This is a genomic window from Comamonas sp. lk, from assembly GCF_900564145.1.
GTDB lineage: Bacteria > Pseudomonadota > Gammaproteobacteria > Burkholderiales > Burkholderiaceae_C > Comamonas.
Map to the genome: position 1 here is coordinate 1,792,531 of NZ_UOOB01000001.1, position 19,996 is coordinate 1,812,526.

Consider the following 19,996-nt stretch of genomic DNA (forward strand, 5'->3'; position numbering starts at 1 on the left):
AACAAACGACAAGGAGTACCGACCAATGAATGCCAAGCCGCGCATCCTGATTGCCCGCGCCATCTCGCCCGAGGTGGTCGAGCGTCTTTCGCAGCACTTTGAAGTGCAGTCCAACCAGGACGATGTGGCCTGGAGCCAGCCTGAGTTGATTGCCCAGCTGCAAGGCAAGGATGGCGTGCTGACCACGGGCTCGCAAACCATCAATGCCGAGTTGCTGGCGGCCTGCCCTCAGCTCAAGATCGTGGCCAATATGGCCGTGGGCTATAACAATTTCGATGTGCCGGCCATGACAGCTGCGGGCGTGCAGGGCACGAATGCCCCCGATGTGCTGACCGAGACCACGGCCGATTTCGGCTTTGCCCTGTTGATGGCCACGGCGCGCCGCATTACCGAAAGTGAGCACTATCTGCGTGCGGGCAAATGGAATGCCTGGCGCTATGACTTGTTTGCCGGAGCCGAGGTGCATGGCAGCACGCTGGGCATCATAGGCATGGGCCGCATAGGCCAGGGCATTGCCAGGCGTGCAGCCTATGGCTTTGGCATGAAGGTGATCTATCACAACCGTTCGCGCCTGTCGCCCGAGCTGGAAGCCGAATGCAAGGCCGGCTATGTGGGCAAGCAGGAGCTGCTCAAGAGCGCAGACCATGTGATGCTGGTGCTGCCCTACACCCCCGAAAACCACCACAGCATTGGCGCGGCCGAGATCGCGCTGATGAAGCCCACGGCCACGCTGATCAATATCGCCCGCGGCGGCATTGTGGACGATGGCGCGCTGGCCAAGGCCTTGCGCGAGCGCCGCATTGCCGCCGCCGGCCTGGATGTGTTCGAGGGCGAGCCCGCCGTGCACCCCGATCTGCTGACGGTTGACAACGTGGTGCTCACCCCCCACATCGCCAGCGCCACACTGGGCACGCGCCTGGCCATGGCCGATCTGGCGGCCAGCAATCTGCTCGCGTTTTTTGAAGGGCGTGCCGTGCCGACGCCGGTGAACCAGCCGCTGCCGCGCGCGGCTTGAAATCATGGGGGCTGCTGGGCTGCGGGCTTTGAAACTCATGCGCTGAAAGCCTGTCGTGCCGATTAGCCCGGCCCTTGTCACATCAGTTTTTCAGGCCGGTTTTGGGGTCTGCCCAGGGCTGGAACGGCTGCTTGGCTTTGATAATTGCCGAGCTTTATTCACCTATCTCGAGCACCACATGCCTTTTATTCGTACCAGCGTCCACAAAGACACTCCCGCCGCCAAGCGCCACGCCATCGTCAACGGTATTCACCAGGCGCTGATCGATGCCATCGGCATGCCTGCCGACGAGCTGTTCAACATGGTCAACGACTACGATGAGCAGCAGTTCTTCTTCAGTCGCACCTTCAACGGCTACACCCGCTCCGAGCGTGTGGTGGTGGTGGAAATCACCATGCGCCGCGGTCGCAGCGATGCCATGAAGCGTGCGCTGTATGCCAATATCGCCACCAATCTGGAAAAAGAGGCAGGCGTGGCACCGAACGATGTGTTCATCTTCACGCACGAAAACGACTATTCCGACTGGTCGGTGGGCGGCGGCAAATTTGCCATGGCCATTGCCCAGCAAGTAGGCCCGAATTCCTGAGCGCGAACGCTTGGCCTGCCGGGCATCCCGCCCGATTTCAGCCGGTTTCGGACCCGATTTCAACCCGGGCCGAACCTCTCGCTTCCATCTGACGCGTCCAGCCCTCTCTATTTGTTGCAGAGGGCTGGATGCGCTCGCTTGGGTTGTGCCACGATCTGATAGATTTCATTGACGAGGCTTCGCGCTGCGAACGCTGCTCGACGCCGCCGGATGCAAAAGAGTCGCACAAGACTCTTTTTGTAAGGCGATCATGCTTTAGCGCTTTATTCATAAGCGCTGATAGCTATTGAAGTAATAGTGCTGCAGGTAGGCTTGCAGTCAATGAAAGAATCGGTTGGACACGGTGAACTTGTGGTGGTTAGGGGCGCTCGTGGTTGCAGGCCTTGGTTTGCAGCTGGTTTTGCTTTGGTGGTTGTTGGCTCTCAGGCGTGCGGCCCAGGAAGGCCCGGACGCTCTGCGTTTGCAGGCCCAGATGCTGCAAGGCCTGCAGGCGCTGGATTTGCGCCTGCAGCAGCTGGAGCGCAGCAGCCAGAGCACACAGATGGCGGTGGCCAAAAGCGACGGGGCGCTGGATCGCGTCAGCAGCCATTTGCAAACCCATCTGGCCCAGGCCCAGCAAGACGCCCAGGCCGGGCGCCGGGAGCAGGGCGCGGCACTGGCCGCCTTCAGGGATGAGGTCGCGCAACTGGCCGCACGTCTGGGCTCGGACAGCCAGCAGGCGCGCACGGCCTTGGCGCACAGCAGCAGCGAGCAGTCAGCGCATATCCAGCAGCGTTTTGAGGCGCTGGCACAAACCACGCGCGGCACGCTAGATTCGCTCAAGGGCGATATCCTGCAGCAGCTCACCCATATCAGCACGCAGATGGGGGCCACGCTCAAGGATCAGCTCACCGCCAACGGCGAGCAACTGCGCCACCAATTCACGGTGCTGCAGGATGCGGTCACCCAGCAGCTGGGCGGCTTGGCCCAGGGTCAGCAGACCACGGCCGAGCAGTTGCGCGGCACGCTTAATGAGCGGCTGGCCACCATCCAGAGCGATAACGCCGCCAAGCTCGAAGAAATGCGGCGCACGGTGGATGAAAAACTGCATGCCACGCTGGAGCTACGCCTGGGCGAGTCTTTCAAGCTGGTCAGCGACCGGCTGGAGCAGGTGCACAAAGGCCTGGGCGAGATGCAGACGCTGGCCGGCAGCGTAGGCGATCTGAAGCGTGTGATGACCAATGTGAAGTCGCGCGGCACCTGGGGCGAGCTGCAGCTGGGCAGCATCATAGACAACGTGCTCACGCCCGAGCAGTACGCCCGCAATGTGAAAACCGTGCCGGGTAGCGACGAGTTGGTGGAATTTGCCATCCGTCTGCCGGGTCGTGGTGACGAGCAACCCGTGTGGCTGCCTATCGATGCCAAGTATCCGGTGGAGCACTATCAGCGCTTGCAGGATGCACAGGACAGTGCAGACCGCGTGGCCATGGTGGCGGCCGGCAATGCGTTTGAAACCTCGATTCGCGCAGAGGCCAAGAAGATTGCGGCCAAGTACCTGGCGCCGCCGCACACCACGGATTTTGCCGTGATGTATCTGCCCACCGAGGGCTTGTTCGCCGAAGTATTGCGTCGCCCGGGTCTGGTCGAGGCTTTGCAGAACCAACACCGCACCGTGGTCACCGGCCCGGCCAATCTGGCAGCCATGCTCAGCAGCTTGCAAATGGGTTTCAAGACGCTGGCGATCGAAAAGCGCTCCTCCGAAGTCTGGGGCGTGCTCGGTCAGGTCAAGACCGAGTTTGGCAAGTTTGGCGAAGTGGTGGAGGCGGCCCGCAAATCCATTGATGCCGCGGCACGCAAGTTTGATCAGGTCGGTGTGCGCACCCGCGCCATTCAAAAGCATTTGCGCGAGGTGCAAGAGCTGCCGGCGCCCGAGGCAGATGGCTTGCCCCTGTTTCCCGCAGCCAAGGCAGATGTTGCGGAGGACGAGGAATGAACGCGGCCTTGCTGCGGCTGATCCTGGCGCAAATCTGCATTCATGCCTGCATGACGGGCATGCGCATGGCCACCCCTTTGCTGGCGCTCAATGAGGGCTATAGCGCGGCGGCCGTGGGCATGCTGCTGGCGCTGTTTGCGCTGACCCAGGTCTTCCTCTCCCTGCCCGCGGGACGCTATGCGGACCGGCATGGCTTGAAAAAGCCGCTGCTGCTGAGCGTCTGTGCTGCGGCACTGGGCGCCGGGCTGGCGGCGGCGTTTCCCATCTTTCCCGTGCTGTGCCTGGGCGCCTTGCTGACCGGAGGTGCATCCGGTGCGGCGCTGATTGCCTTGCAGCGGCATGTGGGCCGTTCTGCCCATGACAAGCAGGAGCTGCGCAAGGTCTTCAGCTGGCTGGCCATAGGTCCGGCCATCTCCAATTTCATAGGTCCGTTTGTCGCCGGCTTGCTGATTGACTATGCGGGTGGGCAGGAGGCCAGCCTGACCGGCTTCAGGGCCGCCTTCACGCTGCTGGCCTTGCTGCCCCTGGCGGCCTGGTTCTGGGCGCGCACCGTCAAGGAGTTGCCGCCGGTCGAGGTGGCTGCAGGCGGGCCCAAGGCCACGGCCTGGGATTTGCTGCAAAACCAGGGCTTCAGGCGCTTGCTGCTGCTGAACTGGGCGCTGTCATCGTGCTGGGATGTACATACCTTTGTGGTGCCCATCCTGGGGCATGAGCGAGGGCTGTCCGCATCGGTGATCGGCACCATCTTGGGCGCGTTTGCGATTGCAGCCGCGCTGATCCGTTTGATGATACCGCTGCTGAGCCGGCACCTGAGCGAGTGGGTGGTGGTGCTGGGCGCCATGCTGTCGTCTTGCGTGCTGTTCATGCTTTATCCGCTGATGCAGGGCGCCTGGGCCATGGGCTTGTGCTCGGTGTTGCTGGGCGTGGTGCTGGGCTCGGTTCAGCCCATGGTGATGAGCATGATTCACCAGATCACTCCGCCGGAGCGCCATGGCGAGGCCCTGGGCTTGCGCATGATGGCGATCAACGGATCCAGCGTGATCATGCCGATACTGTTTGGCTCGGTGGGGGCGGTGGTCGGGGTGGCGGCCCTGTTCTGGGCCGTGGGAGCCATGGTCGGTCTGTCGTCCAGGCTGCCCTGGCTGATTGGGCGCGAAGACATGCCTGCAGGAGAGTGGAAGCAGCACTAGCTTTGACGGGCCCGATCAACGTTTCAGCTTAGGCGGGTTCCAAGGTTTGATCCGGTCTAGCCATGAAAAAAGAGCGCCAGAGGCGCTCTTTTTTGGTTTTACAGCTCCTCGACTCTGCGGGCCGGATAGCTGTCCCAGCTCTGACAGCCGGGGCAGTGCCAGAAGTGGGTGCGAGCCTCAAAGCCGCAGGCGGCGCAGCGGTAGCGGGTCAGCGGCTTGGCCGCATGATCCAGCGCTTTTTGCACCGCGCCGTGGTATTGCTCCTCGGTCAATGTTTCGCCTTCCAGCCATTGGGCCGCGGCTACCAGAGATTTTTCAAGCTCCAGATGCTTGACCAGGCGTGCGCGGCCCGGGGCGTCAGGGTGGCCGGACTTCTTGTCCAGCGTCACCTGGGCTTGCAGCAGATCCAGCGAAGGGGTCTGCGCATAGTGCTTGGTCAGCAGAGCTTGCACGGCGGCGATTTCGCCCGTGGCATCTGCCACTTCCACCAGCAGGCTGGCGGCCAGCGGCAGCGAGGCCGGACTTTGCGCTGCCAGTTCCTGCAGCGTCTTCAAGGCGGCAGCCGACTGGCCTTGGCGGTGCTGCAGCTGGGCCATTTCCAGGCGCGGGCGCGGTGCCTGGGGGGCTGTCTGCACCGCTTGCTGCAATTGCTGCAAGGCCGGGTCCAGCTGGCCGCGGGCCACTTGTGCATTCGCGTCTTCGCAAAGATAGTGGGCCAGGCGGGCGCTGAAGTCGCCCTGGTTGGCGGCCTGCATCTTGCGGGCAATGCTGGCGGCCTGGCTCCAGTCGCGGGAGCGCTCGTAAATGGCCAGCAAGGCCAGGCGGGCTTCGGCCTCATAGGCCGTGCCTTCCAGGCGGTGCAAGGCGTCTTCTGCACGATCGAGCAGGCCGGCTTTCAGAAAATCCTGGGCAATGGCGTGCTGGGCGCGGTCGCGGTCGCTGCGCGAGAGATCGGCACGGCTGAGCAGGTGCTCGTGCACGCGCACGGCACGGTTGTACTCGCCGCGGCGGCGAAACAGATTGCCCAGGGCAAAGTGCAGCTCCGAAGTGTCGGGGTCGTTCTGCACGGCCTCGATAAAAGCATCAATGGCCTTGTCCTGCTGCTCGTTGAGCAGAAAGTTCAGGCCTTTGAAATAGGCTTTGGGGGCTTGCCGGTTATCGGCACGCACCTGGCGCAAATCCCAGCGGGAGGCCAGCCAGCCCAGCACAAAGGCCACTGGAAAGCCCAGCAAGATCCAAGTCAGATTAAATTCCATGCACGTCGCTCGGCACGATTACGGGAGTGGTGGTCGCGGGGCTGCTGGCAGGCGCTGCAGGTGCGGTGTCACCGGATTGGGGGGCTGTGTTGGGCGTCTGGGCTGCGGCCTGTGCGTCACGGGCCGCGGCGCGGTGCTTCCACCAGCGGGGCACCATGCCCAGCACGCCCACAATCAAGCCCATGGCAAAGGCGGCCAGCACTACCAGTACCAGGGGTGCTGTCCAGCTCGTGCCGAAGAAAAAATGCACCGTGGCGTCTTGCTGGTTGTTGAGCGCAAACGCGAACAGCGTGAAAAAAATGGCTGCCTTGAGCAGCCACAGAAGGTATTTCATGCTTCCCCTTATACCCTTTTTGCTTTGGAGTGATGGGTAGATTTTAGAGGAGGCCAGCCGCAGAGCCGCTCAGTAAGCCTCATGCTTTTTGCGGCTGTGCCGTGGCTTCAGGCCTGGGCGGCCGTCAGGGCACTGTCTTGCGTCAGCGCTTCGGGCTTGAGATCCACGGCTTCGCGCAAGGCCTTGCCTGGCTTGAAGTGGGGCACTCGCTTGGAGGGCACCTGCACGGATTCGCCGCTGCGAGGGTTGCGACCGATGCGGGGAGGGCGGTGGTTGATGGCAAAACTGCCAAAGCCACGAATTTCAATGCGGTGACCGCGCACCAGGGCGTCACTCACGGCATCCAGAATGGTCTTGACGGCCTGCTCGGCATCGCGTTGGTTGAGTTGGCCGAAACGGGCGGCAAGTTCTTCGACGAGATCAGATCGGGTCATCGGACGATGGGATTAAAAAGAGAAAACAACAACGGGCGCACAAGGCGCCCGTTGTCTTCGACGCATGGCGCGGTCGGCAAGCGAGCTTGCCGACCGGCTGACGTGGATTACTTGTCGGAGTTGTCCAGCTTGGCGCGCAGCAGTGCGCCCAGGCTGGTCGTGCCGGCGTTTTCCTTGGAGGATTGAGCCGACAGAGAAGCCATGGCTGTCTGCTGTTCAGCGTGATCCTTTTGCTTGATGGACAGCTGGATGTTGCGGGTCTTGCGATCCACGTTCACCACCACGGCGGTCACTTCGTCGCCTTCCTTCAGCACGGAACGAGCATCTTCCACGCGGTCGATGGAGATTTCCGAAGCGCGCAGGTAGCCGATGATGTCTTCGCCCAGGTCGATTTCAGCGCCCTTGGCATCCACGGTCTTGACCTTGCCGGTCACGATCTGGCCCTTGTCGTTCACGGTGGTGAACGTGGTGAAGGGATCGCTGTCCAGCTGCTTGATGCCCAGGGAGATGCGCTCGCGCTCAACGTCCACGGCCAACACGATGGCTTCGACTTCTTGGCCCTTCTTGTAGTTACGCACGGCGGCTTCGCCGGTTTCGTTCCAAGACAGGTCAGACAGGTGCACCAGGCCGTCGATACCGGCAGCCAGACCCACGAACACGCCGAAGTCGGTGATGGACTTGATGGGGCCCTTCACGCGGTCGCCGCGCTTGGTGTTCTGAGCGAATTCTTGCCAGGGGTTAGCCTTGCATTGCTTCATGCCCAGGGAGATGCGGCGCTTGTCTTCGTCGATTTCCAGAACCATGACTTCGACTTCGTCACCCAGCGACACGAGCTTGGTGGGAGCGATGTTCTTGTTGGTCCAGTCCATTTCGGAAACGTGCACCAGGCCTTCGATACCTGGTTCCAGTTCCACAAACGCGCCGTAGTCGGCGATGTTGGTGACCTTGCCGAACAGACGGGTAGCCGAAGGATAACGGCGCGAAACGCCCATCCAAGGATCGTCGCCCATTTGCTTCAGGCCCAGGGACACGCGGTTCTTTTCGGTGTCGAATTTCAGGATCTTGGCCATGATTTCTTGGCCAGCTGTCACCACTTCGGATGGGTGACGCACGCGACGCCATGCCATGTCGGTGATGTGCAGCAGACCGTCGATGCCGCCCAGATCAACGAACGCACCGTATTCGGTGATGTTCTTGACCACGCCATTGACGATAGCGCCTTCCTTCAGGGTTTCCATCAGCTTGGCGCGTTCTTCGCCCATGGATGCTTCCACCACAGCGCGGCGCGACAGCACCACGTTGTTGCGCTTGCGATCCAGCTTGATGACCTTGAATTCCATGGTCTTGTTTTCGTACGGCGTCAGATCCTTGATCGGACGTGTATCGATCAGCGAACCGGGCAGGAATGCGCGGATGCCGTTGACCAGAACGGTCAGGCCGCCCTTGACCTTGCCGGAAGTGGTGCCGGTCACGAATTCGCCAGACTCCAGAGCCTTTTCCAGCGACAGCCAGGAAGCCAGACGCTTGGCGGTGTCGCGCGACAGGATGGTGTCGCCGTAGCCGTTTTCGATGGAGCCGATGGCCACGGAAACGAAGTCACCCACTTGGACTTCGAGTTCGCCCTGGTCGTTCTTGAACTCTTCCAAAGGCACGTAGGCTTCGGACTTCAGACCGGCGTTCACCACCACGAAGTTGTGCTCAACGCGCACGACTTCAGCGGTGATAACTTCACCAGGACGCATTTCGGTGCGTGTCAACGACTCTTCAAAAAGGGCGGCAAAAGATTCAGACATGTATTTCCTTGACCGCAAACAGGTTTCCGTCAGCACTATTGCCGAGCGTTTTTAAGGCTGCCTGCGGAGGGTTGTGGGATACACCCACGGGGTTAAAAGGTGAAAAACCTCTGCGTCATGCCGCTGAAAGCGCGCTGCGACACCGAGGGCCAGTGAACCAGATGCGGGACTGGGCCTGATAAATCAAGCGCGGCCAAACGGCTGGCGTTCCTGCCACCACGAGAGCACCTGGGCAACCACATCTTCAATGGTCATCTCGGAGCTATCGAGTTGCAGAGAATCCTCGGCAGGCTTGAGCGGTGCAGTGGCGCGATTCATATCGCGGGCATCACGTGCTTCAAGGTCTGCCAAAAGGGTGGCTATATTAGCTGAAATCCCTTTGGAAATCAATTGTTTATGGCGGCGCTCGGCGCGACACTGGGCGGAAGCCCATAAATAGACCTTCAGCGGCGCATGGGGAAAGATGACCGTGCCCATGTCGCGGCCGTCGGCCACCAGGCCGGGCAGGGTCTGAAAGGACAGTTGCAGATCGACCAGGGCCGTGCGCACGGCCGGCAGGGCCGAGACGCGCGAGGCGTTCATTCCGGCTTCTTCGCTGCGAATGGCGGCGCTGATGTCTTCCTCGCCCAGCCATACGCGTTGCTGTGCGTCAAAGCGCACCGGCAGGTCCAAGGCCATTTCGGCAATGGTCTCTTCGTTGGAGTCATCCAGCGCCAGGCCGGCGCGCGAGGCGGCTAAGCCGGTGATGCGGTACAGAGCGCCGGAATCGAGCAGCTGATAGCCCAGGGCCTTGGCCACTTCGGCGGCAATCGTGCCCTTGCCCGAGGCGGTGGGGCCGTCGATGCAGATCACCGGGATGCGCTGTGTCTCGGTCTGGCAGACGGAGAACAAGGCCTCGAAATAATCGGGGAAGGTCTTGCCCACGCATTTGGGGTCTTCAATGCGCACCGGCAGCTTGGCGGGGTTGAAGGCGGCCAGCGAGAAGCACATGGCGACGCGGTGGTCGTCATAGGTATGGATGCTGGCAGCGCGCCAGTCGGATGCCTTGGCGGGCGGTGTGATGCGGATGTAGTCCGCGCCTTCTTCCACCGTGGCGCCCAGCTTGCGCAGCTCTATGGCCATGGCGGCAATGCGATCGGTTTCCTTGACGCGCCAGCTGGCGATATTGCGCAGGCTGGTCGTGCCGTCGGCGTACAAGGCCATCAGGCCCAGCGTCATGGCCGCATCGGGGATGTGGTTGCAGTCGAGGTCGATGGCCTTGAGCGGCCAGCTGCCGCGCGAAACCTCCAGCCAGTTGGGGCCGCTTTCCACCTGGGCGCCCATGGCGCGGGCGGCCTCGACGAAGCGGATATCGCCTTGAATCGAGTCCTGGCCTACACCCAGAATGCGGATGCTCTTGCGCTGCGTCGCGTTGTCTGCATCCGCATCATCGGTCGTGCCGGTGGCAATTGCGCCAAGTGCTATGAAGTAGCTAGCGGATGAAGCATCGGCTTCCACATGGATGTCGCCGGGCGACTGGTAGCGGCTGCCGGCAGGAATCACAAAGCGCTGCCAGCTGTCGTTTTCCACGGCAATGCCAAAGCGCGCCAGCAGCTTCAGCGTGATGTGAATATAGGGCTTGGAGATCAGCTCGCCCACCACCTCGATGGTGATGGCCTTGTCCGTGGCCTGCAGCGGCAGCGCCATCAGCAGCGAGGTCAGGAACTGGCTGGAGACATCGCCGCGCACCTGAATCGGCGCATCGCTCCAGCGGCTGAAATCGGGCTGGCCGATCATCAGCGGCGGAAAGCCTGGATCGCGCAAATAGTCAATGTTGCAGCCCAGCTGGCGCAGCGCATCCACCAGATCGCCTATGGGGCGCTCGTACATGCGGGGCACGCCGGTCATCTCGAAATGGCCGCCCAGCACGGCCAGAGCCGCCGTCAGCGGGCGCATGGCCGTGCCGGCATTGCCCAGGAACAGCGTGGCCGCCAGCTCGGCAGGCAACTGGCCGCCAATGCCGGTGACGGCTATGGGCTGGCCGGGGCTGACGGTTTCAGGCGTGATGCGGCAGCCCAGCTGTTTCAAGGCTGCCAGCATGACCTGGGTGTCGTCCGAATCCAGCAGATCGTGGATGGTGGTCGTGCCGTGGCTGAGCGCTGCCAGCAGCAGCACGCGGTTGGAGATGCTTTTGGAGCCGGGCAGGGTGACGCTGCCCTGGGCAGAGTCCAGTGGGGGCAGGTCTAGGAATTCAGTGGTGAACATGGCAATCCCACAACGGAGTTTGGTGCCTGGGCAGCTTGCTCCTTTTTGAGGAGCTGCTTGCGCTTTGTCTGCCTGGGCTTGAGGCTTTAAAGGTTTAAATTTTGGCCGAACGCTTGCCCAGATGCCAGTGTGCGCGGGCGTCGCTGGCCAGCGTCAGGCGGTCTTGCAGACCCTGGCCGTCTTCGGCGGCGATCAGCGATTCCAGCTGGTCCAGGGCGGCGCGGAAGTTGCGTGACTGTGACAGCACCTGCTCGCGATTGGCCAGCAGCACGTCGCGCCAGAGCTTGGGCTCGCCGGCCGCAATGCGGGTGAAATCTCGGAAGCCGGGGCCGGCCAGGGAGAGAATTTCGTCTGCCGCCGGCTGGTTGAGCACGCTTTGCATCATGGCAAACGCCAGCAGATGGGGCAGGTGGCTGACGGTGGCCAGCGTGCCGTCATGCGCCTCGGGCGACATGGCGCGCACATGGCATCCCAGGGCCTCCCAAAGCTGCTGGGCGCGGCTCAGGTGGGCAGTCAGCGTGCGTTCGGTAGGCGTCAAGATGACTTGGGCGCCCCGGTAGAGGTTGACATCGGCGTGCTCCACGCCCGCCACTTCCTTGCCGGTGATGGGGTGGGCGGGCACAAAGCTGCCCAGCTGGTCGCGCAGCGCCGAGCGCGCGGCCTGAACCACATCGACCTTGGTGGAACCCACATCCATGATCATCATCTGGGGTGTGACCAGGTGCTTGATGGACTTGAGCGTGGCCTCGGTGGCGGCTACCGGCACGGCCAGCAGCACCAGATCGGCGCCGGCAGCGGCCAGCAGGGCAGAAGGCGCTTCCACATCGATCACGCCCATCTGGCGGGCGCGCTCGGTGGTGGAAGGAGATTTGCTGTAACCCACCACGCGCTTGACCAGGCCGGCTTTTTTCAGGGCCAGGGCAAACGAGCCGCCCATGAGGCCGCAGCCAATCAGGCCCAGTTGTTCAAACGGGGCCATCTCGGCGGCAGCGGTTTTCTGCGTCATGCTCAAACCCTGCATTACTTGGCCACAGGGTAGGTGCCCAGCACCTTGTAGAAAGCGCACAGGCTTTGCAGATCCTGCAGGGCGGCAGCCACATTGGGTTGGGCGGGGTGGCCTTCGATGTCTATGTAGAAGTAATACTCCCACTGGCCGGTGCGGGCCGGACGCGATTCGAAGCGCGTCATGGAGACGCCGTGCTTTTTCAGTGGCACCAGCAGATCGTGCACGGCACCGGCGTGGTTGGGCACGGAGATGATGAGGCTGGTGCAGTCATGGCCGCTGGGCGGCGCGGTGTTCAGCGTATGCGGCAGGCAGATGACGGCAAAACGCGTGCGGTTGTAGGCGTCGTCCTGAATCGCATGGCTGACGATGTGCAGGCCAAACTGCTGGGCCGCGCGCTCGCCGGCAATGCCGGCCCAGTTGGGGTGCAGAGCGGCCAGGCGTGCGCCTTCGGCATTGCTCTCCACCGGGCGGCGCTCGGCATGGGGCAGATGCTTGGACAGCCAGCCCTGGCATTGGGCCAGCGCCTGGGGGTGGGCGGCCACGACTTCGATGCCATCCAGATCGGCGCTGGTGCGCATCAGGTTGTGGCGGATCAGCATGCTGACTTCGCCCACCACATGGCAGGGCGTGTGCAGGAACATGTCCAGCGAGCGCGTGACCACGCCTTCGTTGGAGTTTTCCACGCCCACCACGCCGTACTGGGCGCTGCCGGCGGCCGTGGCATGAAAGACTTCTTCGAAGCTGGAGCAGTACATCAGATCGGCGGCGCCGCCGAAGTACTGAATCGCTGCTTCTTCACAGAAGGTGCCGGCCGGGCCGAGCACGGCCACGCGCTGGGGTGATTCCAGGGCCAGGCAGGCCGACATGATTTCGCGCCAGATGGCGGCCACGTGGGCGCTCTTGAGCGGGCCGGGGTTATTGGCCTTGATCTTCTCGATCACCTGGGCCACGCGGTCCGGACGGAAAAAGGCCGAGCCTTCTTTTTTCTTGAGTTCACCCACTTGCTCGGCCACGTGGGCACGCTGGTTGACCAGCTCCAGCAGCTGGCGGTCCAGCGAATCGATCTGGGTGCGAAGCGTCAGCAATTCGGGGCTGGCTTGGGGTTCTGTGCTCATGAAATCCTCAAAATTCGTAGCGGCTGGCGCAAGCACTCATTGAATCTGTCAATGAATATTCAGCGATATGCATGTGATACCTGTGCAAGCTACTCACTTTTTTATTGCTTCGTATGTGAACGAAGACGCATCAGGCCTGACGCTGCTCAAAGTCCTGCATGTAGGCGATCAAGGCCTGCACACCCTCGATGGGCATGGCGTTGTAGATGCTGGCGCGCATGCCGCCCACGGACTTGTGGCCCTTGAGCTGCAGCAGGCCGGCTTGCTTGGCGCCGGCCAGGAAGGCATCGTTGCGCGACTCGTCACGCAGGAAGAAGGGAATGTTCATGCGCGAGCGGCAGTTCTCGGCAATCTTGTTCACGTAGAAGGCGGATTGGTCCACGTAGTTGTAGAACAGATCGGCCTTGGCGATGTTGCGTGCTTCCATGGCGGCCACACCGGTCAGATCGCCTTCCTTCTGGCGCTTGAGCCATTGGAAGGTCAGGCCGGCCACGTAAATGCCCCAGGTGGGTGGCGTGTTGTACATGCTGCCGTTGTCGGCCACGGTCTTGTAATCAAAGGCGCTGGGGCAGATAGGCAGGGCGTGGCCCAGCAGGTCTTCGCGCACGATGACGATGGTCAGGCCCGCAGGGCCGATGTTTTTTTGCGCGCCGCCAAAGGCCAGGCCCACGCGGCTCCAGTCGATGGAGCGCGACGCCACATGCGAGGAAAAGTCGATGACCAGAGGGGCGTCCGAGCCCAGGGCCTTCAGATCGGGCAGCTCGTGAAACTCCACGCCATGAATGGTTTCATTGCTGCAGATGTGCACATAGCTGGCGCCGCGGCTCAGTTGCCAGCCGCTGGCGGCGGGAATGGTGGTGTAGTCGCTGTCCTTGGCGGTGGCGGCGATATGGGCTTCGCTGGCGTACTTGGCCGCTTCCTTGGCGGACTTCTGGCTCCAGCTGCCGGTAACTACAAAGTCCACCACGCCGGCGCGCGAGAGATTCATGGGCACGATGGCGTTTTCGGCAATGCCGCCGCCTTGCATGAACAGGATCTTGAAGTTGGCGGGCACGGCCAGCAGCTCGCGCAGATCGGCTTCGGCCGCTTCGTAAATCGAGACGAACTCCTTGCCGCGATGGCTCATTTCCATCACGCCCATGCCGGAGCCGTTCCAGTCCAGCATCTGGGCTGCAGCTTGCTGCAAGACTTCTTCGGGGATGGCGGCGGGGCCGGCGGAAAAGTTGTAAGGGCGGTTCATCGGATTTACGCTCAAATCATGTGTCTGCGCTTGAACATCAAGCGCAGACAGCTATCAAAATCATTGCGCCACGAGCGCGAACCCGTGGCGCTGAAGCTGCGATCAGCTTCGGTGGTGGCTATCAGGCCTGGTCGCCGGAGTTCTCGCTGCCTGCGTCGGCGGCGCTGTCGCCAGCTGCCTCGTCGCCTTCAGCAACTTCGGACTCGTTCGCATCGTTTTCCACAATGCGTTGCAGACCGATCAGCTTGGCGCCTTCGTCCAGGTTGATCAGCGTCACGCCTTGGGTGGCGCGGCCCAGTTCGCGGATTTCCGCGACGCGGGTGCGCACCAGCACGCCGGTGTCGGTGATCAACATGATCTCGTCTTCGGGCGCGACCAGAGTGGCCGCAACCACCTTGCCGTTGCGCTCGGACTGCTGGATCGCAATCATGCCCTTGGTGCCGCGGCCATGGCGTGTGTATTCGCTGATGGCAGTACGCTTGCCGTAGCCATTTTCGGTGGCCGTCAACACGCTTTGCGAACCTTCGGCCACATTGCCCGTGCCATCGTCGGCTTCGGCAACCAGCATGGCAATCACGCTCTGGTGGTCTTCGATGTTCATGCCGCGCACGCCGCGTGCATTGCGGCCCATGGGGCGCACATCGTTTTCATCGAAGCGCACGGCCTTGCCGCCGTCGCTGAACAGCATCACGTCATGCGCGCCATCGGTCAGCGCTGCACCGATCAGGAAGTCGCCCTCATCCAGGCCCACCGCAATGATGCCGGCCTTGCGGGGGTTGCTGAACTCGGTCAGTGCGGTCTTCTTGACGGTGCCCATGCGGGTAGCCATGAAGACGTAGTGATCTTCGGGGAATGTGCGGTTATCGCCGGTCAGCGGCAAGACCACGTTGATCTTCTCGCCGTCTTGCAGCGGGAACATGTTGACGATGGGGCGGCCGCGCGAACCGCGCGAGCCCGAGGGCACTTCCCAGACCTTGAGCCAGTACATGCGGCCGCGGTTGGAGAAGCACAGCAGATAGTCGTGCGTGTTGGCGATGAAGAGCTGGTCGATCCAGTCGTCTTCCTTGGTCGCGGTGGCCAGCTTGCCGCGCCCGCCGCGCTTTTGGGCGCGGTACTCGGACAGGGGCTGGCTTTTGATATAGCCGGTGTGCGAGAGCGTCACCACCATATCGGTGGGGGTGATCAGATCTTCGGTGGACAGGTCTTGCGCGCTGTACTCGATGGTGGAGCGGCGTGCGCCCTTCTTGGACTGGCCGAATTCGGCCTTCACGGCATTGAGTTCTTCACCAATGATGCTGGAGACGCGCTCGGGCTTGGACAGGATATCCAGCAGGTCTTCGATGACCGACATGACGTCCTTGTACTCGGCCACGATCTTGTCTTGCTCCAGACCGGTCAGGCGCTGCAGACGCATCTGCAGGATTTCCTGCGCCTGGGTCTCGGACAGACGGTACAGACCGTTTTGCTGCATGCCGTATTCGACTTCCAGGCCTTCGGGGCGGTAGTCGTCGGCATTGACCACGCCGCCATCGGTGCGCGTGCGGGTGAGCATCTCGCGCACCAGCTTGCTGTCCCAGGATTTTTCCATCAGCGCAGCCTTGGCCACGGGAGGCGTGGGCGCGTTGCGGATGATGGCGATGAAGTCATCGATATTGGCCAGGGCCACGGCCAGACCTTCGAGCACATGGCCGCGATCGCGTGCCTTGCGCAGCTCGAACACGGTGCGGCGTGTCACCACTTCGCGGCGGTGCTGCAGGAAGACTTCGATCAAGTCCTTCAGATTGCACAGCTTGGGCTGACCATTGATCAGCGCCACCATGTTCATGCCGAAAGTGTCTTGCAGCTGGGTGAGCTTGTAGAGGTTGTTGAGCACCACTTCAGGCACTTCACCGCGCTTCAATTCAATCACCAGACGCATGCCGGACTTGTCCGACTCGTCCTGGATGTGGCTGATGCCTTCGATCTTCTTCTCGTGCACCAGCTCGGCCATGCGCTCTTGCAGCGTCTTCTTGTTGACCTGGTAGGGCAGCTCGTCAACGATGATGGACTGGCGCTGGCCGCGGTCGATATCTTCGAAGTGGCACTTGGCGCGCATCACCACGCGGCCGCGACCGGTGCGATAGCCTTCCTTGACGCCATTGATACCGTAGATGATGCCGGCTGTGGGGAAGTCAGGGGCCGGCACGATCTCCATCAGATCTTCAATGGAGGCTTCGGGGTTCTGCAGCAAATGCAGGCAGGCGTCCACCACCTCATTGAGGTTGTGCGGCGGAATATTGGTGGCCATGCCCACGGCAATGCCCGAAGAACCATTGACCAGCAAGTTGGGTAGACGGCTTGGCAGCACCAGCGGCTCGCTCTCGGAGCCGTCATAGTTGGGGCCGAAATCCACGGTTTCCTTGTCGATATCGCCGAGCATTTCGTGGGCGATCTTGGACAGACGGATTTCCGTATAACGCATGGCAGCGGCACTGTCGCCGTCCACCGAGCCGAAGTTGCCTTGGCCGTCCACCAGCATGTGGCGCAGGGAGAAATCCTGGGCCATGCGCACGATGGTGTCGTAGACCGCGCTGTCGCCGTGAGGGTGGTACTTACCGATCACGTCACCGACGATACGCGCCGACTTCTTATAAGGACGGTTCCAGTCGTTATTGAGTTCGTGCATGGCGTACAGGACGCGGCGGTGCACGGGCTTGAGGCCATCGCGCGCATCAGGAAGCGCCCGGCCCACGATCACGCTCATGGCGTAATCGAGATAACTGCGACGCATCTCCTCTTCTAGGCTGATGGGCAGAGTTTCTTTAGCAAACTGGGTCATGTCAGGCGATACTTTGACGGCAGGAAAACGACCATTTTAGGTCGAATGGCGTGTGGCAGTAGAGCAACATAACTTAGGAATTACATAGCTGTACTACTTGTTGGTGCCTAGTTGACAACACGTCTGCATGTTACGTATGGCACAATCGTTTCAACGTTTTTGGTGATGGTCACTGATAACGTCAACAGATTCGCAGCCCTGCTGCGGCTTTTTCCCCAAGAGGAGAACCATGAAGAAACTGAACAAAGTGGCGATGTTGTTTGCCTCTGCTGCCCTCGTGACGGCCGCCGGCGCACAAGTGAAGGCTGCTGATGGTGGCAAGACTATCGACAACTGGCAAAACGGCACCAGCGAGCTGGTGTGGAAGAACGGCACGAACGAACTGTGCTGGCGCGATGCCAACTGGACTCCTGCTACCGCCGCTGTTGATTGCGACGGCGCACTGAAGGTTCAGGCTCCTGCTGTGGCTCCTGCTCCTGCTGTGGCTCCTCCTCCTGCTGTTGTTCCTGCTCCCGCAGTTGCATCCAAGGTCACTTACTCTGCTGACGCTTTCTTCGACTTCGACAAGTCGGTGCTGAAGCCCGCTGGCAAGGCCAAGCTGGATGACCTGACCGGCAAGATCAAGGACATCAACCTGGAAGTCATCATTGCCGTGGGTCACACCGACTCCGTGGGCTCTGACGCTTACAACCAGAAGCTGTCCGTGCGTCGCGCTGAAGCTGTGAAGGCTTACCTGGTGTCCAAGGGCATCGAAAAGAGCCGTGTTTACACCGAAGGCAAGGGCGAGAAGCAACCTGTTGCAGACAACAAGACTGCAGCCGGCCGCGCTCAAAACCGCCGCGTGGAAATCGAAGTTGTGGGCACACGCGCTGCTCAGTAATCTTTCGATTGCTACCCAAGAAAGCCCCGGTAACGGGGCTTTTTTTATGCCGAAACGCCTGATCAAATAGCCGACAATGAGCGCCATGAGCAACACAATCAATGCCGATCCGGCGGAACTGAAAAAGTTTTCAAGCCTCGCTCACCGCTGGTGGGACACCGAGAGTGAATTCAAGCCTCTGCACCAGATCAACCCCTTGCGGTTGGACTGGATCAATGCCCAGGCTCCATTGAGTGGCAAGCGCGTGCTGGACGTGGGCTGTGGCGGCGGTATTTTGGCGGACTCCATGGCGCGCAAAGGCGCTGATGTCATGGGGATTGATCTGGCGACCAAGGCCTTGCGTGTGGCCCAGCTACATGCACTGGAAAGCGGCACACCCAATATTCAGTACCACGAAGTCAGCGTGGAGCAACTGGCTGAGGAGCGGCCGGCGTCTTTCGATGTGGTGACCTGCATGGAAATGCTGGAGCATGTGCCTGATCCTGCCTCCATCGTCCGAGCCTGTGCCGCCTTGGTAAAACCCGGTGGCTGGGTGTTTTTCTCCACCATCAACCGCAATGCCAAGGCATTCGGGCTGGCCATCGTGGCGGCGGAATACGTACTCAAGATGATCCCCAAGGGCACGCATGAGTACGCCAAGCTGATTCGCCCCAGCGAACTGGCCCGGTTCGCGCGGGAAGCGCATCTTGACGTTCAGTGCAGCAAGGGGCTGGAGCACAACCCGGTTTCGGGTCGCTACTGGCTGAGCAATGACACCTCGGTCAATTACATGTTGGCAACCCGCCGTCCTCAGGAGTGAATGCAATGTGGAGCGATGTGAAAGCCGTGCTGTTTGATCTGGACGGCACCTTGATAGACAGCGCACCGGACTTGGGTGCTGCCGCCGACCAGATGCGTGTAAAGCGCGGCATGCCCTCTCTGCCTCTTGAGGCTTATCGCCATATGGCGGGTGCCGGCGCGCGCGGCATGCTGGGCATTGCTTTTGGCATGACCCCCGACTCGCAAGGCTTTGCCGAGATGCGCGAGGAATTCTTCGTCAATTACGAACGCTGCATGACAGAGCGCACCTATGCGTTTGACGGCGTGCCTGAGCTCATCGCCGCGCTGGAAGCCGAATCGCTGGTCTGGGGTGTGGTCACCAACAAATCCATGCGCTTCACCAATCCGCTGACCGAGCAAATGCCCTTGTTCAACAAGGCGGGAGCGGTGGTCAGTGGCGATACCACGGCCCATGCAAAACCGCATCCAGCCCCTCTTTTTGAGGCGGCAAAGCGTATCAATATTTCTCCGGAGTGTTGTATTTATGTCGGTGATGATGAGCGTGACATCCAGGCAGGCAAGGCTGCAGGCATGAAAACCGTGGCGGCCTGCTACGGATACCTGGGTTCTGCCGCCGAAACATCCCAATGGGGAGCCGATGCGCAAATCAATTCACCCCTAGAGCTCTTGAAATTGCTGGGAAGAGGTTAAAATAGCGTTTATGGGGCTGTCCTGGTTTCGACGTGGGTTCGGGATCGGTGTGGTGCATGTCGAGCTTGAGTGACGCTCGTAAATCTCCATTCAAAAAACTAACTGCAAACGACGAACGTTTCGCACTCGCCGCTTAATCCGGTGAGCCTTGCAACAGCACGCTGATGGGCTGGGCAAGGGGGTAGCAATACCTCCAGGCTGCAAGGGAATTTTCATTAGCTGGCTGGGTATCGGGCTTCTTGGTACTTGGCGAGATTTAAGGAAGCTGGCTGTCCAAGCAGCGTGCGTCTGCGCGGTTTGGGTGGCGAGATCTAAATCAGAACGCTAAACATGTAGATCTGCTCGACGAAGGCTTACGGACGCGGGTTCAATTCCCGCCAGCTCCACCATAATGTGAAATCCCAACCCTTATCCGGTTGGGATTTTTTTTGCCCGTTCCCCCCGTGTTGGCGCGGTTTCGCGCCTCGGCCTCTTGAGCACGTCCCTCCGGAAGTCGCCGTTCCAGGCGCGCTTTCCGTCGTTTTTCTCTCTCTGTTCTCTGCTGCCCTCTTGAGCATTCAAGGCCTGATGTCGAGTGTTGGCGCGGGTTTGCGGGCCATTGGTTTGCTTCTTCGCTTGCTCGGGAGCGCGCGACCGAGACAGC

General features: G+C 61.2%; 16 protein-coding genes and 1 other RNA gene. 8 read left to right on the forward strand and 9 right to left on the reverse strand.

What is annotated here, in order from left to right:
* Window positions 1-25: 25 nt before the first annotated feature.
* The 4 genes from EAO39_RS08130 (at window position 26) to EAO39_RS08145 (ending at window position 4,763) form a co-directional block, all read left to right on the forward strand.
* On the forward strand, window positions 26-1,015 hold the full coding sequence (locus tag EAO39_RS08130; protein ID WP_120966946.1) for a D-glycerate dehydrogenase: 990 nt from the start codon (window positions 26-28) through the stop codon (window positions 1,013-1,015).
* Between the two features lie 178 nt (window positions 1,016-1,193).
* Window positions 1,194-1,601: a tautomerase family protein gene (locus EAO39_RS08135; protein ID WP_120966947.1), complete on the forward strand. Its 408-nt coding sequence runs from the start codon at window positions 1,194-1,196 to the stop codon at window positions 1,599-1,601.
* A gap of 472 nt (window positions 1,602-2,073) precedes the next feature.
* A complete protein-coding gene (gene rmuC, locus EAO39_RS08140) occupies window positions 2,074-3,573 on the forward strand; it encodes a DNA recombination protein RmuC (RefSeq protein ID WP_240467082.1) in 1,500 nt (499 codons plus the stop codon).
* Window positions 3,570-4,763: an MFS transporter gene (locus tag EAO39_RS08145; RefSeq protein ID WP_120966948.1), complete on the forward strand. Its 1,194-nt coding sequence runs from the start codon at window positions 3,570-3,572 to the stop codon at window positions 4,761-4,763. The genes rmuC and EAO39_RS08145 overlap by 4 nt, the downstream gene beginning before the upstream one ends.
* A 98-nt stretch (window positions 4,764-4,861) precedes the next feature.
* On the opposite strand, the gene lapB is transcribed toward EAO39_RS08145, so the two are convergent.
* From lapB to gyrA, 9 genes are all read right to left on the reverse strand, one after another.
* Window positions 4,862-6,019, reverse strand: coding sequence for a lipopolysaccharide assembly protein LapB (gene lapB / locus EAO39_RS08150; RefSeq protein WP_120966949.1), 1,158 nt, complete (start codon window positions 6,017-6,019; stop codon window positions 4,862-4,864).
* Window positions 6,009-6,353, reverse strand: a complete 345-nt coding sequence (locus EAO39_RS08155; protein ID WP_120966950.1) for a LapA family protein — start codon at window positions 6,351-6,353, stop codon at window positions 6,009-6,011. The genes lapB and EAO39_RS08155 overlap by 11 nt, the downstream gene beginning before the upstream one ends.
* Before the next feature lie 107 nt (window positions 6,354-6,460).
* Window positions 6,461-6,787, reverse strand: a complete 327-nt coding sequence (locus EAO39_RS08160) for an integration host factor subunit beta (RefSeq protein ID WP_120966951.1) — start codon at window positions 6,785-6,787, stop codon at window positions 6,461-6,463.
* 107 nt (window positions 6,788-6,894) lie between these two features.
* A complete protein-coding gene (gene rpsA, locus EAO39_RS08165) occupies window positions 6,895-8,580 on the reverse strand; it encodes a 30S ribosomal protein S1 (RefSeq protein WP_120966952.1) in 1,686 nt (561 codons plus the stop codon).
* A 183-nt stretch (window positions 8,581-8,763) separates the two neighbouring features.
* A complete protein-coding gene (locus tag EAO39_RS08170; protein ID WP_120966953.1) occupies window positions 8,764-10,824 on the reverse strand; it encodes a bifunctional 3-phosphoshikimate 1-carboxyvinyltransferase/cytidylate kinase in 2,061 nt (686 codons plus the stop codon).
* 94 nt (window positions 10,825-10,918) lie between these two features.
* Window positions 10,919-11,803, reverse strand: coding sequence for a prephenate dehydrogenase/arogenate dehydrogenase family protein (locus tag EAO39_RS08175; RefSeq protein ID WP_120970828.1), 885 nt, complete (start codon window positions 11,801-11,803; stop codon window positions 10,919-10,921).
* A 41-nt stretch (window positions 11,804-11,844) separates the two neighbouring features.
* Window positions 11,845-12,945, reverse strand: a complete 1,101-nt coding sequence (pheA, locus tag EAO39_RS08180; protein WP_120966954.1) for a prephenate dehydratase — start codon at window positions 12,943-12,945, stop codon at window positions 11,845-11,847.
* A 130-nt stretch (window positions 12,946-13,075) separates the two neighbouring features.
* The gene (gene serC / locus EAO39_RS08185; RefSeq protein ID WP_120966955.1) at window positions 13,076-14,185 is read right to left on the reverse strand and encodes a 3-phosphoserine/phosphohydroxythreonine transaminase; all 1,110 of its coding nucleotides are present in this window, start codon (window positions 14,183-14,185) and stop codon (window positions 13,076-13,078) included.
* Window positions 14,186-14,306: 121 nt separating this feature from the next.
* Window positions 14,307-17,003 (reverse strand): DNA gyrase subunit A, encoded by a 2,697-nt coding sequence (gyrA, locus tag EAO39_RS08190; protein WP_120966956.1) that lies wholly within the window; start codon window positions 17,001-17,003, stop codon window positions 14,307-14,309.
* A gap of 229 nt (window positions 17,004-17,232) precedes the next feature.
* On the opposite strand from gyrA, the gene ompA reads away from it, so the two are divergent.
* The 4 genes from ompA to ssrA all read left to right on the forward strand — a co-directional run bounded on the left by ompA (window position 17,233) and on the right by ssrA (window position 19,742).
* Entirely contained in the window at window positions 17,233-17,883 is a 651-nt protein-coding gene (gene ompA / locus EAO39_RS08195; RefSeq protein WP_120966957.1) for an outer membrane protein OmpA, read from the forward strand.
* A gap of 85 nt (window positions 17,884-17,968) precedes the next feature.
* Complete coding sequence (gene ubiG, locus EAO39_RS08200) at window positions 17,969-18,682, forward strand: bifunctional 2-polyprenyl-6-hydroxyphenol methylase/3-demethylubiquinol 3-O-methyltransferase UbiG (protein ID WP_120970830.1); 714 nt, start codon at window positions 17,969-17,971, stop codon at window positions 18,680-18,682.
* Window positions 18,683-18,687: 5 nt separating this feature from the next.
* The gene (gene gph / locus EAO39_RS08205; protein ID WP_120966958.1) at window positions 18,688-19,353 is read left to right on the forward strand and encodes a phosphoglycolate phosphatase; all 666 of its coding nucleotides are present in this window, start codon (window positions 18,688-18,690) and stop codon (window positions 19,351-19,353) included.
* A 12-nt stretch (window positions 19,354-19,365) separates the two neighbouring features.
* Window positions 19,366-19,742: a transfer-messenger RNA gene (gene ssrA, locus EAO39_RS08210) on the forward strand.
* Window positions 19,743-19,996: the final 254 nt, after the last annotated feature.

Excerpts from the sequence above, each read along its gene's own strand:
- EAO39_RS08130 (WP_120966946.1), top strand. The coding sequence starts at position 26 with ATGAATGCCAAGCCGCGCATCCTGATTGCCCGCGCCATCTCGCCCGAG.
- EAO39_RS08135 (WP_120966947.1), top strand. The coding sequence starts at position 1,194 with ATGCCTTTTATTCGTACCAGCGTCCACAAAGACACTCCCGCCGCCAAG.
- rmuC (WP_240467082.1), top strand. The coding sequence starts at position 2,074 with ATGCTGCAAGGCCTGCAGGCGCTGGATTTGCGCCTGCAGCAGCTGGAG.
- EAO39_RS08145 (WP_120966948.1), top strand. The coding sequence starts at position 3,570 with ATGAACGCGGCCTTGCTGCGGCTGATCCTGGCGCAAATCTGCATTCAT.
- lapB (WP_120966949.1), bottom strand. The coding sequence starts at position 6,019 with ATGGAATTTAATCTGACTTGGATCTTGCTGGGCTTTCCAGTGGCCTTT.
- EAO39_RS08155 (WP_120966950.1), bottom strand. The coding sequence starts at position 6,353 with ATGAAATACCTTCTGTGGCTGCTCAAGGCAGCCATTTTTTTCACGCTG.
- EAO39_RS08160 (WP_120966951.1), bottom strand. The coding sequence starts at position 6,787 with ATGACCCGATCTGATCTCGTCGAAGAACTTGCCGCCCGTTTCGGCCAA.
- rpsA (WP_120966952.1), bottom strand. The coding sequence starts at position 8,580 with ATGTCTGAATCTTTTGCCGCCCTTTTTGAAGAGTCGTTGACACGCACC.
- EAO39_RS08170 (WP_120966953.1), bottom strand. The coding sequence starts at position 10,824 with ATGTTCACCACTGAATTCCTAGACCTGCCCCCACTGGACTCTGCCCAG.
- EAO39_RS08175 (WP_120970828.1), bottom strand. The coding sequence starts at position 11,803 with ATGGCCCCGTTTGAACAACTGGGCCTGATTGGCTGCGGCCTCATGGGC.
- pheA (WP_120966954.1), bottom strand. The coding sequence starts at position 12,945 with ATGAGCACAGAACCCCAAGCCAGCCCCGAATTGCTGACGCTTCGCACC.
- serC (WP_120966955.1), bottom strand. The coding sequence starts at position 14,185 with ATGAACCGCCCTTACAACTTTTCCGCCGGCCCCGCCGCCATCCCCGAA.
- gyrA (WP_120966956.1), bottom strand. The coding sequence starts at position 17,003 with ATGACCCAGTTTGCTAAAGAAACTCTGCCCATCAGCCTAGAAGAGGAG.
- ompA (WP_120966957.1), top strand. The coding sequence starts at position 17,233 with ATGAAGAAACTGAACAAAGTGGCGATGTTGTTTGCCTCTGCTGCCCTC.
- ubiG (WP_120970830.1), top strand. The coding sequence starts at position 17,969 with ATGAGCAACACAATCAATGCCGATCCGGCGGAACTGAAAAAGTTTTCA.
- gph (WP_120966958.1), top strand. The coding sequence starts at position 18,688 with ATGTGGAGCGATGTGAAAGCCGTGCTGTTTGATCTGGACGGCACCTTG.